At 57.9% G+C, this 13,292-nt stretch carries 13 protein-coding genes; 7 read left to right on the top strand and 6 right to left on the bottom strand.

Annotation, left to right across the window (positions count from 1 at the left end; genetic code table 11):
• Positions 1–72: 72 nt before the first annotated feature.
• A complete protein-coding gene (locus ABSE61_RS10895; RefSeq protein ID WP_423871106.1) occupies positions 73–444 on the bottom strand; it encodes a helix-turn-helix domain-containing protein in 372 nt (123 codons plus the stop codon).
• A 242-nt stretch (positions 445–686) separates the two neighbouring features.
• On the opposite strand from ABSE61_RS10895, the gene ABSE61_RS10890 reads away from it, so the two are divergent.
• Complete coding sequence (locus ABSE61_RS10890) at positions 687–1,013, top strand: hypothetical protein (RefSeq protein ID WP_423871105.1); 327 nt, start codon at positions 687–689, stop codon at positions 1,011–1,013.
• Positions 1,014–1,082: 69 nt separating this feature from the next.
• Entirely contained in the window at positions 1,083–1,436 is a 354-nt protein-coding gene (locus tag ABSE61_RS10885) for an alpha/beta fold hydrolase (RefSeq protein ID WP_423871170.1), read from the top strand.
• Here ABSE61_RS10885 and ABSE61_RS10880 read toward each other — a convergent pair.
• The 3 genes from ABSE61_RS10880 to ABSE61_RS10870 form a co-directional block, all read right to left on the bottom strand.
• A complete protein-coding gene (locus tag ABSE61_RS10880; RefSeq protein WP_423871104.1) occupies positions 1,328–1,831 on the bottom strand; it encodes an acyl-homoserine-lactone synthase in 504 nt (167 codons plus the stop codon). The genes ABSE61_RS10885 and ABSE61_RS10880 overlap by 109 nt on opposite strands.
• A 74-nt stretch (positions 1,832–1,905) precedes the next feature.
• Complete coding sequence (locus ABSE61_RS10875) at positions 1,906–2,748, bottom strand: MBL fold metallo-hydrolase (protein WP_423871103.1); 843 nt, start codon at positions 2,746–2,748, stop codon at positions 1,906–1,908.
• Between the two features lie 99 nt (positions 2,749–2,847).
• Positions 2,848–3,639 (bottom strand): alpha/beta fold hydrolase, encoded by a 792-nt coding sequence (locus ABSE61_RS10870; protein ID WP_423871102.1) that lies wholly within the window; start codon positions 3,637–3,639, stop codon positions 2,848–2,850.
• 501 nt (positions 3,640–4,140) lie between these two features.
• Here ABSE61_RS10870 and ABSE61_RS10865 point away from each other — a divergent pair.
• The gene (locus tag ABSE61_RS10865; RefSeq protein WP_423871101.1) at positions 4,141–4,782 is read left to right on the top strand and encodes a carbonic anhydrase; all 642 of its coding nucleotides are present in this window, start codon (positions 4,141–4,143) and stop codon (positions 4,780–4,782) included.
• A gap of 115 nt (positions 4,783–4,897) precedes the next feature.
• On the opposite strand, the gene ABSE61_RS10860 is transcribed toward ABSE61_RS10865, so the two are convergent.
• Positions 4,898–7,528 (bottom strand): glycosyltransferase, encoded by a 2,631-nt coding sequence (locus ABSE61_RS10860; protein ID WP_423871100.1) that lies wholly within the window; start codon positions 7,526–7,528, stop codon positions 4,898–4,900.
• Positions 7,529–7,904: 376 nt separating this feature from the next.
• Here ABSE61_RS10860 and ABSE61_RS10855 point away from each other — a divergent pair, with 376 nt between their 5' ends.
• Both ABSE61_RS10855 and ABSE61_RS10850 read left to right on the top strand, forming a co-directional pair.
• Positions 7,905–8,480, top strand: coding sequence for a site-specific integrase (locus ABSE61_RS10855; protein WP_423871099.1), 576 nt, complete (start codon positions 7,905–7,907; stop codon positions 8,478–8,480).
• 1,113 nt (positions 8,481–9,593) lie between these two features.
• Positions 9,594–9,974 (top strand): hypothetical protein, encoded by a 381-nt coding sequence (locus ABSE61_RS10850; RefSeq protein WP_423871098.1) that lies wholly within the window; start codon positions 9,594–9,596, stop codon positions 9,972–9,974.
• A 35-nt stretch (positions 9,975–10,009) separates the two neighbouring features.
• Here the strand turns inward: ABSE61_RS10850 and ABSE61_RS10845 are convergent, their stop codons facing one another.
• Positions 10,010–10,963, bottom strand: a complete 954-nt coding sequence (locus ABSE61_RS10845; protein WP_423871097.1) for an acetamidase/formamidase family protein — start codon at positions 10,961–10,963, stop codon at positions 10,010–10,012.
• Between the two features lie 446 nt (positions 10,964–11,409).
• Here ABSE61_RS10845 and ABSE61_RS10840 point away from each other — a divergent pair, with 446 nt between their 5' ends.
• Together ABSE61_RS10840 and ABSE61_RS10835 are read left to right on the top strand one after the other, a co-directional pair.
• Positions 11,410–12,495 (top strand): ABC transporter substrate-binding protein, encoded by a 1,086-nt coding sequence (locus tag ABSE61_RS10840; RefSeq protein ID WP_423871096.1) that lies wholly within the window; start codon positions 11,410–11,412, stop codon positions 12,493–12,495.
• Positions 12,476–13,291, top strand: coding sequence for an ABC transporter ATP-binding protein (locus tag ABSE61_RS10835; RefSeq protein ID WP_423871095.1), 816 nt, complete (start codon positions 12,476–12,478; stop codon positions 13,289–13,291). Before ABSE61_RS10840 ends, ABSE61_RS10835 begins: the two co-directional genes overlap by 20 nt.
• The last annotated feature ends 1 nt before the right edge of the window (position 13,292 follow it).

Raw genomic sequence — 13,292 nt, 5'->3', positions numbered from 1 at the left:
CGGTGGACTGATCTGAGGAAGGTGGGCGCTTGACCCGCGGCGCGATTCGTTGCGCCAGCAGCAGAGCGGATATCACCTTGAAGTATTGGCGATGCTTTCGAGTAACTTGATCGCTCTCGATCGCGTGGACTGGCTCTTGATGCTCATGAAGGCGGACAACAATCTCTGCCCTTCCGGTATTCGCTCGACATCGAAGCCGTCCAGCATTTCAGGCCGCCCGTTCCCCCAGGCATCTTCCCCGAAGAAATAAGCCAGCTTCACGTCGAGAGCTGACGCGATCTGGGTCAGGCGGCTGCAGCTGATCCGGTTGGTGCCCCGCTCGTACTTCTGAACTTGCTGGAAGGTGACACCGATTTTCTCAGCAAGCTCCGTTTGAGAAAGGGACAATTCCAGCCGCCTCATCCGAACCCGCTTGCCTACGAGAACATCAACGGAGTTCTGCACCGAAATGACTCCGCAACTGACGCTGCAAATGGCGGATCAAAAACCGTAATGCCCAGTCTCTCCATCGCATGCGCGATAGCAAGCTAACCTCCGGTAGTTTAGCAGATTTCTAGTATCGAGAGCAATTTAGTATCCCTCCAACCCTTTCGTTTATGCACCGCAGGGATTCTACGTAGCCTGGGGTGTTCCCGAGGTCCGACCATCCCCGCGCACCGTTATCTTGTTACAGCGCGGAGGGTTCCATGGGCGGTCGTGATATCCGTATTGATTGTTTTGGTCATATCGGTGCGGAAGCGAAAAGCGATTTCGAGACGCTGGAAGGATTTATCCGGGAGATCATCGAAATCTGTTTCACTTCTGATCCGGCCATCGGATCGGCGGTTCACAACCTGCTGGAGCTGGATACCGCGCCTGACGAAAACCTCCGATACGGTCGTTGCGGCGATTTGTCCGTCGCACTGCAAATGCTTCGCTACGCCTGCGCCGAAGTGGTTGAGGGATCGTCGGCGCATAGTCGTCTGACGGCGGCAGTCAGATTGCTGGTCCAGCGCATTAATTTTCTCCAGTAAGGAGGTAGCCTGGCCTTGGCAAAGCAGGTCCAACAACATCGAACAGTCATCGCATTGGATTCAATCAAGATGTCGGCGATCATTCTGGATGGCCGCAAGACGCCGGTGCTTCTGCTTCACGCCAATTCGTCGCACGCAGACATTTTTTGGCATCAAGTGGCTGCGTTGCGGGCGGCAGGTCATGGCTGCATCGCGCCTGATCTCCCCGGACACGGCCGATCGGAAGATGCGGCGAACCCGCAAGCCACCTACAGCTTCCCGGGCTATGCCAATACCCTTCGCAAGCTCCTGAACACGTTGGGAGTAAGTACCTATCACGTGGTGGGCTGGTCTCTCGGCGGCCACGTTGGCATCGAGCTCTGGTATTCGGATGCTCGTGCGAGGTCGTTGCGGGTCACGCCAATCATGCCGATCGAGCCCTGATCGACGAAAAATTCATTGGCCGCCGTCAGCAATTCCGGAAGAATCGTCCTTCTCAAGCAAGGCGACACCGTCTTGTCGACACATACGCGCGTCATCTCCCAGACGTCTGCGGCTTGCGGAAGTTGACCGGAGGCGACCAGCCAGGGCCAAAAGCTTTTCAGCATGTAGGGCCGGTCGGTGCGCAACAAGCGCACCAGACCTCTCACCACCCGATCCTGATCCCGCCACACCAGATAGACGGCCGAGGGGGTATCGAACTCGTCATATTCGAGACCGCTATAGTGAGAATGCGGCAACCCACGCTGCTCGACGAACACTTTAAAGCGCAACCGAGCCTGCGACGCCAATGCGTCCTGGAAAAGGTGAGCCGTCGCTAAATTGAATGCTTCGATCATTTCTCAACTTCGCTTGCAGGATTAACGATCCCGAGCAAAGCAGTTCACCGGGCAGATTCGTACTCGGGAGGTCCCTAGGGTGCAGACAACGGGACCGAATCCAAAGCGTGAACCCAGGCCTCGGGATGAAGCGCGAAGCCCTCCCCTCGCCGCGCCAGCCACGCGAAGGCCGGGAAATGCAGGTGCATTCCGGCAACCAGAACCCGGTCGGCGCTAACGCGATCGAACATGCGTTTGCGTGAAGCTGCCGCCATGGCGAGGTCGGTATCGAAGCCCATGCCGGCGTCAGGAAGCGCGGTTTGCACTTCCGGCACATGAACCGTGTCGCCCCAGATCATCAGCTGATCGTTGCCCGATGCGACGAGATAAGCCGTGTGGCCCGGCGTATGTCCATGGCTCGGCACAGCGGTCACACCGGGAAAAACTTCGCCCTGCTTGAACAATCGCGTGCGGTTCTTATAGGGCGCGACCTGCTCGCGGCCGGCCTGGAAAAACAGTTTCTTGGATCGTTCGTCCGCTTTCGCCATCGCGCCGTCGTCGAGCCAGTGCGGCAGCTCGTTCTCGTGCATCACCAGTTCCGCATTCGGAAACAACAACCGGCCGCTCGGCATCTCGGTCAGGCCTGCGGAATGATCCGGATGCATATGAGTGAGCAGCACGGTATCGACCGACTTCGCATCGATACCGGCAGCGGCGAGGTTGCGCTGAACGAAACCGGCGGTCGGCAGCAAATAATTGCCCGAACCGGTATCGATAATCGCCAGACGGCCTTTCGAATGGATCAGAAACGTATTGACGCTGGTTCGCCGCGCCGGCCGAAACGCTTCCCGCAGTATCTGATGCGCCTTGTCGAGATCGACATTGCGCATCACTTCAAGATTGCCGTCCAGGTAACCATCGCTGATGGCCGTGACCACGATATCTCCAATCTTGCGATGATATACGCCGGGGATCTGCTGTGTCGGTTGGGGCACCATGCGGGAAGACCTCGATACGTGGGAAATGTGGAGAGGCTATCAGGCGTCGACGGATCTTAGAAACTCCTCGATGCCATCTGCGATCAGATCGGGCGTTTGCGCCGCCATGTAGTGACCGGTGCAGAGTTCGACATAACGCGCGCCTGGGATTGCTTTGGCGACCTCCTGCGCCATTGGCGGCGGCCGGACGCGATCAAGACTTCCGCCGATCACGAGCGTCGGGCAGCGCACCTCGCTCAGCGCTTTTTGCATGTCGGCGTTGGCCAGCATTCGCCAGATCGTTGCATAGCTTAAGGGATCGTTGCCGAGCCAGCGCGCCCGGAATCGTTCAAAGCGCCCGGTGTCGTCACGCAATTCCGGAGCATAGCCATTGAGCATCGCGTCCTCGACGGCAAACGCCATCCCGCCGGCCTCGATCTTGGCGAGGCGTTCGAGCGCCGCCGCACGGCGAGCCAGCGAGATGCCGGTGGCGGGGCTGCCGACAACGACGGCGCTGGCCCGTTCCGGATACTGGGCAGCAAATTGAAGCGCGATCGCGCCACCGACGGCAACGCCCACAACCGCCACCTTGCCGGTTGTCCGGAGCATATCGAGCAAGCCCGCAATATCCGAAGCCATCGTTTCAAAGGTGAGTTCGCCTCGGACTTTTTGCGACATGCCGGCCCCGCGGGTGTCATATCGCAGAACGCGGCGCGCCCCCTCAAAATGAGGAACCACCTCGTCCCAGCTTTCGAGCGAGCCGCCCATTTCGTGCACAAGCACCAAGGTGCGCTCGCCCTTGCCGCTTAGCACGTAGCGGAGCGCAATGTCATTGAGTTCGACGAAGCGCATTTGGTGTTCCAGCCTCCCTCCGCCGTCATCGAGCTTCTTTTGATTGAGACGATTGCTTTGCAGCGGCGGCCCCGCACGATGCCGGGCTCACGCTGACGCGGCAAGATAGCCGCCCTCATGGCAGCAGCCCGACCGATGCAATGCGGTGTCTTGGTTTGAAAGGCCGCCGCCGGGCTTCCTCGGCAATCCCGAACGTAAATACCGAACGAAAAGATCAACAACAACGGCGTTTTCTCGGGATTGGTGATCTTTATCACCGTTTGTTCACGGGATTTCGGTGTTCAACCGGTGGTTCGCTGCGCGCCCACTGAATTCCAGCAAGGACGGAAGACCTGCTGATCAAGAGTCTGATCCGCCACCAAAAGTTTCCATGTCTTGGCTGTAAAGGGAACGGCTTGGGGCCGTTCCAAATTAATGGCTTACAGCCAAACAGTAAACCAGCATTGTGTAACATCTGAGAGCAATCGCAACCCCTCGCGCCATCACGTCACGAAAGTGCCCTTGAGCGAAAATACTCGCAGGCACCGGTCCGATTGCACCCGTCAGCCGGAATCGCGTTACGCCGGAGAACGCTATCAGCAATCCAGGACGAATGAAGCAAATCCCCGCGAGCCACCTTTTCTGAAACTTTGCATAAGTCGATCGGCGATCGGCCCTTCGCAAAGCGTCGGATATCACCTCATCCGTTCGATGCGCTTTGCCGGAAAAGCGTATTTGGGGGATGAAGTCTACCCTGGCGAAAACATTCTCGATGGAGGTGGCAACCGGATTGGTTCAACGCGGACCCTGTTTACCGCGACCAACGCGGGTGGACGCGCCGCCTTCGCTCTAGAGTCCGTGGCGGCCATGGATTATCTTTTTAATGTGAAAAACGTTGTTGTAGTTCACCACTCGTTCTGCGGTACGACGACCCTGACGCCGGAGCTGGTGGTCGAGGAGTTTCATGATCATCATCACGCCGATATCTCGACGTTGTTTGATCACGATAGCCTCGCCATCGTGGATTTCGAGGAGTCGCTCAACTATGACATCAAGTTGCTTCGCCAGAGCCCGGCTGTTCCGAAGCACATCAAGCTCTACGGCCTCTTCTACGAAATCAGCTCCGGGAAATTGACCGAAGTCGTGCGGGACATTCCCGCATAGATCGCGGTGTACCGCATCCGCTCGGATTGCTCGGTAGGTGGTCTATCTGGGCGCGAACAGCCAGCTTGAGTGTCGCTGGCAGCGTTGCGCCGCCCTATGCGGTCGAGAACCACTTTCAACAAGCCAGACCAGGTTTGCTGTTCCCGGCATCGCTGAAGCGCTCTAACATCTCCGTTGCCACCGCCGACAGAAATGGCAGGCTCTGGATGATCAGGATCGCGGCGAATAAATCGATCCCCAGAATCCGGTAAATATTCGTCACAAGCACCGTGATGCCACCCGCGACGAGCAGTGAACCAAGCACCGCTTCTGGTATCGTCGTCAAGCGCGCGTGTATGCTGCGACCTCTACCCTTGCGAGTGCGATGGAAATAGCTTTTTTGTGTCGGAAGCGCCGCCTTAAAGGCCGCGCTTGCGACCGTCCATTGGACCGACATGAACACCACCATCGCGCCAAGCATCTGCCGATATGGGACTGCGACACGCGTCCGATAGGCGCTAACGAAATGGAGCAGCGATACCAGGAAGGCCGCAACACTCGGCAGCAGCAGCAGCGGATCCGGGATGGCGACAACCTGGAGAACAACAAAGGGCACCCAGATCAGATTAAGTAACGCTGCGCCGACGGCAATGATTTCGACCCCGAACCAGCTGAGCCAGCCGAACGCGAACTCGCGCTTCTGATCATGATCGAGCCGGCTATGACCTGGCAGGAACTTGCGCCAGTGCTTCTTCACGATCTGCACGGCGCCCCCGGCCCAGCGCGCCCGCTGAGTCCTGAATGCCAGATAGTCCTGCGGTAACAATCCCCAGCCGTAACGTCGATTGGTGTAGAGGGCACGCCACCCCAGCTCCAGGATCGTCAACCCGAGATCGCTGTCCTCGCAAATCGTGTCGCTTGACCAGCCGCCAGCGGCGTCCATCGCGGTGCGACGTATCAAACACATGGTTCCGTGGACGATAATTGCATTCACCTCGTTGCGTTCGACCATACCGATATCAAAGAACCCCGCGTACTCCGCGTTCATGGCGGCGTGAACGGAGCTGCGACAGAAGTCCCGATGATCCTGAGGCGCCTGGATCAATCCGACCTCGGGGTCGGCGAAGCTGGGTACAAGATCCTTGAGCCATCGCGAATCAACCACATAGTCGGCGTCGATAACGCCGATGATCTCGGCATCGGCTGTGGTCTTCGTCATCGCAATCCGCAGCGCGGCGGCCTTGAATCCCTCAAGGTTCTGGACGCAAACGAACTTGAAGCGCGGGCCAAGCTCAAGGCAGCGTCTTTCGATCGGCTCCCAGAATCCCGGATCCGGCGTGTTATTGATGACGACTACACATTCGAAATCCGGATAGTCGAGCTTTGCCACCGAGTCGATGGTACGCAGCAGCATATCCGGAGGCTCCCGATAGGCGGGAATGTGGATCGAGACTTTCGGCAAGCGCACGTCCTGTCCTGGCGGCGGCAATTTCAACAGCCGTGTGGGTTGGCTCCCCAAAACGACTTTCGTCATCTCGTTCACCCGAAACAGAACGATCGGCGCCAGCAGAACCAGGAGCGGAAGTGCGATCGCAAACGTGACGATCTCACCATGCAGCAGGTAGTGGTCGTGCCAATACACCTGCACGCCTGCGCACCAGTCGCCGATCAAATGATCAGCGGCGGCAAGTACTGTTGCCTGGCTAATGGTCGCTCCCGGGAGCGCCAGAATCGACATCGACAACAACGATCCAACGAGGACGGCAAGCACAGCCGCCTTCCAATAGTCTGCGTCAACAAGCGGCCCCGTCCACGCAAATTTGGGCCGCAACGAGGCGTCGAGGATGCCCCAATAAGGACCGACGTTGCCCTCGAAAAGCTTTTCCGGTTGATCGATCGCCTCAACAATATTGAAGTCGATGCCAAGCGTACTGGCCATCGCAACGAAGTCGCGCAGCAGGCGGGCCTGGCTGAGCGGACCCGGGACGGCCTGCTCAAAATTGTGCCCCGCACTCGGCCAGCCATACTCCCCGATGACGATCTTCTTGCCCGGATAGGCTGCACGCAGCCTGCCGTAGAGCGCGAGCGAACCCTCCACGGCACTTTTCCTGGAGTAGCCTTCCCAATAGGGAATGATATGGGCGAAGACCTGGTCCACAGCGTCGACGAGTTCGGGACTGTCGAGAAATGTCTTCCAGTGGTCAGCGGTTGCTACCGGTAGCCGACTGTCTCGTTTTACGCGGCGGACGATTTCGGCAATTTCAGCGGCGGTGCGCTCATGCCGAAAGACCGTCTCATTGCCCACGACGAGCCGGATGACGTTGGGGTTGCGCCGCGCCAGGTCGAGGGCGGTCTCGATCTCGCGCTCGTTTCGGGCTTCGTCCTTGTCGATCCAGATGCCCAGCGTGACCAACAGCCCGAATTCTGCCGCGATCTCCGGAACACGTTCGAGGCCTTGCGTTGAACCATAGGTGCGTACAGCCTTTGCCAGCTTGGCAATCGCAGTCAGGTCAGCGCGGATCCGCGCCTCGGACACTGTCAAATTCCCGGAAGATGGTCTGGCAAATCGATTGTACGAGACGCTCGGCAGCTTGCCTTCGACCGGTGCCGCAGCCGTGCGCGGCTCTGCCAAACCCCATAACGCCAAATGCAGGCCCGCGACCAAGCAAAGGATGAGGGCGACAGTGACAATCCGCATGTTCTGGCGGCGGCCACTCGCCGCGCCGTTCCACCTTCCCTGTCTGGCATCCTCGTGCGGCGTCTTCATTTACCTGCCTAGCTCCGTACGGTCCAATTTCAACGAGCGCTGCAGGGCTTTCGCCCGGTATCCGGACGGCAATTCAAGAAATAGGTACAGCCGACGAATTCGCCAACAGGGCGAGGCTATCCCGGCTATTCAAGCCAGGATCGACCGTCTTAACGGCTATTGGGGAGGCAAAACTTTGTCACGGGTCGATGCCCAGACCTGTGCGGCGTACATTAAACATCGTGGCAAATCGAGGTGGTGCGCGCCGAGACCTCGAAACTCTCCGGGCCGCGACCAATCATTACGCAAAGGACGGATTTCATCGAGGTGTGGTGCGAGTGTTCTTCGCCCAAAGGCCAACCGCGCGATCGGTTGCTGACGCGCAAGGGGGGTTCACATGCGCCGCTGGAAGGAACGAAAACTTTTCGCGACCTGCTGCTTCGTCGAGTTTAACGGCAAACCGGTCAGCTCAGTAAAGCGAGGATTCAAGAGTGCCGTGACGCTTGCTGGTCTCGTTGGCAAAGTGACGCCCCACACGCCCGCGACCTCGCTCATGCAGCGCGGTGTTCCGATTTGGGAGGCCGCCAGCTTCCTGTGTATGTCTCCGGAGGTTCTCCAGGAGAGCTATCGACACCATCATCCGGACCACCTGCGAGGGGCAGCCGTCGCGATTGGCCAACAGGAGCCCTTCGTTTCGGTGGCCGAAACGGCGGCCAGCTTGACCGGTGACCGAAATCAGAGGAAAAACCCCAATGATTTCTGGTCGGAGTGGCAGGATTCGAACCTGCGACCCCTGCGTCCCCAACGCAGTGCACATTATCTAAGTTATTGGTTTTTATTGACTCGGGAGGGCTTTCCGCCACGCTTTGTTCACGGTCATTTCACCCAATTCGTTGCGATTTCGTTGCGGCGTTTCCCGACGAGAACACGATCGCTGGCACCGCGATTTTCGGTGGCCGATGCCTTTGGGTAGTTGCAGGATCTTCCGACCAGACGGTTTTTGCCGAAACGGGTCACCTCGCGAGAACGGCGTGCCACGCCTACCCTACAACAGGCTGCGAGTGGCTCGAGAGCAGTCGGGGTTCGAGTCACCGGAGCGCTGGAGTGAACTAGCTGGCGAGCCACTCTATGGCTGACGTGAGTCCGCGGACAGAGCATGTGCGGGCCAATTGTGACGATCAAATCGCTGATCGATGCAATCCGTCAGCGCTTAAGAACAATCTTAAACACCCGCGAACTTGCATCAGCCCTTCAGCCGCGAAATTGTCGGAATGGCGTTAGAATGATAGTTTAGAACTCTTGGCTAATCTTGAAATCGTAGTTGGAGCGGGTGAAGCGCTCCGACTCAACTTTTTCTTTCGATTTCTGTCAAGGACGCCAATCACTTACGCCTTCGGCCTAATTTCGTGTTGGACGTATTGTTGGACGTTTCGTTCGACGCTCGACTTGGCTCGCCTGCCACTCAAAACTCGTTCTGCCACTATGGAAATCCGTGTAGGACTGGTGGTAACGCCATTATCAGCAACACGGCGCTTCCCCCCAACACGCTGGCACCCACGACGAGCAGGGACAGGACGCGTTGCCAAAGCATCTCGCTGGCGACGTCATTCGAATTCGGCATCTCTGTGCACCCGCATTTTTCGTGCGACGAAGACGTCATAGACTGAGTCGATGGGTCGCCAAGCGACGAAATTTGCCGGAAAATTAACTCATGATTCACCGACTCGGGCGCCCTGCCCGATGGGCGTTGGTGTCGGTTTCGCGCAAGAGCTGCAGTCTAGCAATCTAAGATGGTTGCGGTATAGGATTTGAACCAATGACCTTCAGATTTAATGCACCTGACGTGCGTCCGCTCCACACCACTACGTGAGCTGCAGGCAACCTTGTTGGTACGATTGTTGGCATTTTGTTTGGCTGCGCTCGCGGTTCCGCAAAATCTGCATGCGGTTACTCCCGATTTGGCACGCCGTCCCTCGGCAACCAATTCGCTCTCGAGCTGCCCTCCGATTTCGATCTTTCACGCGCTTTGCTAATATGGCCGGCGACAAAAGCCGGCGCGAGAGAAGTCGGCAAGGATGGAGACGGCATGTCCGACATACCCTTTCAACAGCGTGTCCAGGACTGGTTGATGGCTTGCTTCACGGAGGAGATTTGTCGTGACCGCGTCCAGCGCAATCACCGTTTTCTAGAGGAGGCGCTCGAATTGGTGCAGTCATTGGGTTGCACCGCGAGCGAGGCGCATCAGTTAGTCGACTACGTGTTCGGCCGCCCCGTCGGCGAGCCAACGCAGGAATTGGGCGGCGCGATTATCACCCTCCATGCACTGGCAAGCGCCGACAATATGGACGTCGCCGCGGCCGCCGAGACTGAGCTCGTCCGGGTCTGGACCATGATCGACAAGATCCGCGCAAAGCAGGATGGTAAACCCAAGCACTCACCGCTGCCCCCGAGCAGTACGATGAAATGAGGCGGCACGAAGTGGGGCGCAAACACTTTAGCGAATCATCGCTTGATGAGGCCCGGCAATTTCTCTTTCACGATTACGCAGTGAACGCCCTTGATGAGGTTCACCATTTGCGTGACACGCAAGTCCGATGCGATCGAACATAGCGTATAGGCATCTTGCGCAGACAATCCCGTAAGTTCGGTAATGAGCCGGATCATCTCGCGCAGCGCTTGCTTCGCCGCATCATCGAGATCCTCATCAAACCCCATCGTGATCCAGATCTGTTCGGTTTCGGCGCGCGGAACAGCCAATCCAAAATCACGGCGGAGAACAAATTCCAGCGTACCAGAGAGCGCCGTCTCGATGGCGGTCAAGCACACTTCACCGTCGCCTTGTAGCGCATGGCCATCGCCGGCCGAAAACAGCGCTCCATCGACGAAAACGGGGAAATACACTGTCGAGCCGGCAACCAGCTCCTTGTTGTCCATGTTGCCGCCGAAAGGCCGAGGCTCTTTCGACGACAGTCGTCCCCAGCCAACGGGCGGTGCGACACCGAAGTTTCCAAAAAACGGATTAAGGCTGATCTCCTGTCCCCACGGCAGTTTTGCGATATTTCTCTCGCGATCCAGTAGCACGACCATTCGTCTCAATTCTGGAAAATCTTCCGGCAACGTTCCTTTCAGGGGCGCTTGCAAATTCCACCCCCAATTTTGACGCAGCTTGATCTCGTGGATTCTGACCTCCAGAACATCTCCGGGCCTCGCGCCTTCGATGGCGATCGGCCCGGTCAGAAAATGAGGTCCGGGCCCATCTTTTCCCGCACTCAACACCTGGCGATGTTCCGGAAGAATTTCAAAATTGCTCAGCGGATCCGGCAAATCGTCCGGCTCACCTGACAGGGTGTCAATTGTTACCGTGTCGCCCGACTTTATAACCAAAGCCGGCGCAAGCGAGCCGTCCCAGTGTCCCCACCGAACCGTTTCAGCCGTAGCGTGCAAATGATGATCCATAAACCTGTTTCCTCTGGCAGTTCGGCACTAGACGCGCCGACGGTCATCGATCAAATCGGAAACAGCCCGACGTGACGAGGCCCCAGTATGGGTTCCGCGATACTTCAATGCGCGGTCTCTGGTATCCGACTATCAGATGGCTTGATCGTGTGGCCAGCGCTTACAGCAGACCGATTGCAATGGCAGCAATGAGATGCTTGCGAGCCTACCGAAACAGGCCCCACGCGGCGATCAAAACTGCTCAAAAATTGGCACGGCGCTTGCATCAAATAACGCAGTACGCTTCGTGATTTATCGGGCGTCACGGTCAGCCAGAACGCGAGGGAGCCGGCACGATGTCTTCTGGCGCAACGACTGAGCAACGTTCCACGATAGCATCTTAATCCAAAGGGCAACCAGTCATGAGCGACGATCCGCATCGCAGAAACTCTATATCGCAAGCTCGATTGAGCCGTCGCTCGGCGCTTGGGATTGCGGCGGGACTAACCCTCGGCGGAGCGGCCGCGAACTTTGCGGCGCCGGCGATCGCCCAGTCGGCGCGAACCGTCAAGCTGACATTGCCATGGCTCGCCAACGGCTCCTCGCTTTTCGTTTATGTTGCCAAGAGCCAGGGCTTTTTCAGAAAACGCGGCATTGACATCGTGATCAGTCGTGGCTTCGGTTCAGTGGCCGCTGCGCAGGCCGTGGGCGCCGGAGAGTTTGACTTCGGCTTCATATTTGCCGGTGGCACGATTCTCGGCGCGGCGCGCGGCCTGCCGCTCGTAGCGCTGTCGACGTTGGGATATGATGCCCTGATGGGCATGGCAATGCGTGGCGATAGCCCGATCAAGACCCCGAAGGACCTTCAGGGTAAAAAAATCGGCACTGTGCCGGCATCGGCCGAGGCGCCGTATTGGCCGGCCTTCGCTCGCAAAGTTGGTGTCGACATCTCGACGGTTACGATGGTGCAGATGGACAATCGCGTCGTTGAGCAGGGCCTGGTCAATAAACAGGTCGATGCGATCACAGCGATCGGCAGCTCCAGCATTCCGGTAATCATGGCGATGAAGGAACCAGTCCGCTTTATGCTCTGGAGCAACGCCGGAATAGCTCTCTATGCCGGCCAAGTTGTGACAAGGCCGGAAATTCTCGCCAAGGACAAGGAACTTTGTCGCGCCGTCAACGACGCGCTGACCGAAGGGCTGGCTTACGCGCTGAAAGATCCAGAAGCGGGCATCGATATCTTCCTGAAGGAGATTCCGGAGATCGGCATTACCGGCGGTGGCAAGGAGAACGCAAGGATTTCACAAGGGCTGATGCACTACACCGTGATTTCGCCGGAAGCCCAAACTAATTCGATCGGCTATACCGACATGACCAAGGCCGGCGAGATGGTCGACCTTGTGATGGAATTCGGCGCTCCAAAAGATGCCAAGAAGCCGGTCGTCAGTGAACTTTTCACCAATGAACTGGTGGGCTCGGTCAAGCTCTCAACGGACGAATGGATGAAAGTAAAGAGGAACGTCGCAGAATATGCCGCAATCCTCGGCTGACGTCATGCCAATCGGCGTCGAATCCTTCAAAGCGATCACCGCGTCCCACGTTCGCAAGATCTACGAGACACCATCCGGCCCGGTTGAAGCCGTGGCCGAAGCCGATTTCGAGATTACGCGCGGCGATTTTGTCGCCATCCTCGGTCCGTCAGGATGTGGCAAAAGCACGTTGATGCTGATGATCGCCGGGCTGGAAGCGGCCACATCCGGCACCATAACTCTTGACGGGTTACCGGTTTCGGGGCCGCAGATCGCTGCCGGCATGATGTTCCAGGATCCGACATTGCTGCCATGGCGCAGTGTGCTCGAGAATGTACTGTTCCCGATCGACATGCGCGGCGCCGTATCTCCGGAGAATCGCGCACGAGCGGAAAGCCTGTTGCGGATGGTCGATCTGTGGGCCTTTCGCGACAAGCGGCCGCGTGAATTGTCGGGTGGAATGCGCCAGCGCGTTGCGCTGGCACGCGCACTCGTGAACGATCCTCGCATCCTCCTGATGGACGAACCGTTCAGTGCGCTGGATGCGATTACACGCGATGAGATGGGATACGCGCTGGCGCGGATTTGGGATACGACGCGAAAGACCGCTATTTTTATCACGCATTCGATTCGTGAGGCGATTTTCCTGTCGGACCGCGTGATCGTCATGGGCAAGCGCCCATCCACCATTATTGAAGATGTCAGGATTCCATTCGAGCGCCCCCGAGATCCGTCGATAGAAGCGGATCCGCGCTTCAACGAACTCTATTTACACCTCAAGAGCTCGATTCTTCGCTCGACCTCGAGTGTGCAGTGAC

The organism is Bradyrhizobium sp. (assembly GCF_049519115.1).
Taxonomy (GTDB): domain Bacteria; phylum Pseudomonadota; class Alphaproteobacteria; order Rhizobiales; family Xanthobacteraceae; genus Bradyrhizobium.
Note: the sequence above shows the minus strand (reverse complement) of the source record. Positions and strands in the feature narration are given on the sequence as shown.

Excerpts from the sequence above, each read along its gene's own strand:
- ABSE61_RS10835 (WP_423871095.1), top strand. The coding sequence starts at position 12,476 with ATGCCGCAATCCTCGGCTGACGTCATGCCAATCGGCGTCGAATCCTTC.
- ABSE61_RS10885 (WP_423871170.1), top strand. The coding sequence starts at position 1,083 with ATGTCGGCGATCATTCTGGATGGCCGCAAGACGCCGGTGCTTCTGCTT.
- ABSE61_RS10860 (WP_423871100.1), bottom strand. The coding sequence starts at position 7,528 with ATGAAGACGCCGCACGAGGATGCCAGACAGGGAAGGTGGAACGGCGCG.
- ABSE61_RS10855 (WP_423871099.1), top strand. The coding sequence starts at position 7,905 with ATGCGCCGCTGGAAGGAACGAAAACTTTTCGCGACCTGCTGCTTCGTC.
- ABSE61_RS10870 (WP_423871102.1), bottom strand. The coding sequence starts at position 3,639 with ATGCGCTTCGTCGAACTCAATGACATTGCGCTCCGCTACGTGCTAAGC.
- ABSE61_RS10845 (WP_423871097.1), bottom strand. The coding sequence starts at position 10,963 with ATGGATCATCATTTGCACGCTACGGCTGAAACGGTTCGGTGGGGACAC.
- ABSE61_RS10850 (WP_423871098.1), top strand. The coding sequence starts at position 9,594 with ATGTCCGACATACCCTTTCAACAGCGTGTCCAGGACTGGTTGATGGCT.
- ABSE61_RS10880 (WP_423871104.1), bottom strand. The coding sequence starts at position 1,831 with ATGATCGAAGCATTCAATTTAGCGACGGCTCACCTTTTCCAGGACGCA.
- ABSE61_RS10890 (WP_423871105.1), top strand. The coding sequence starts at position 687 with ATGGGCGGTCGTGATATCCGTATTGATTGTTTTGGTCATATCGGTGCG.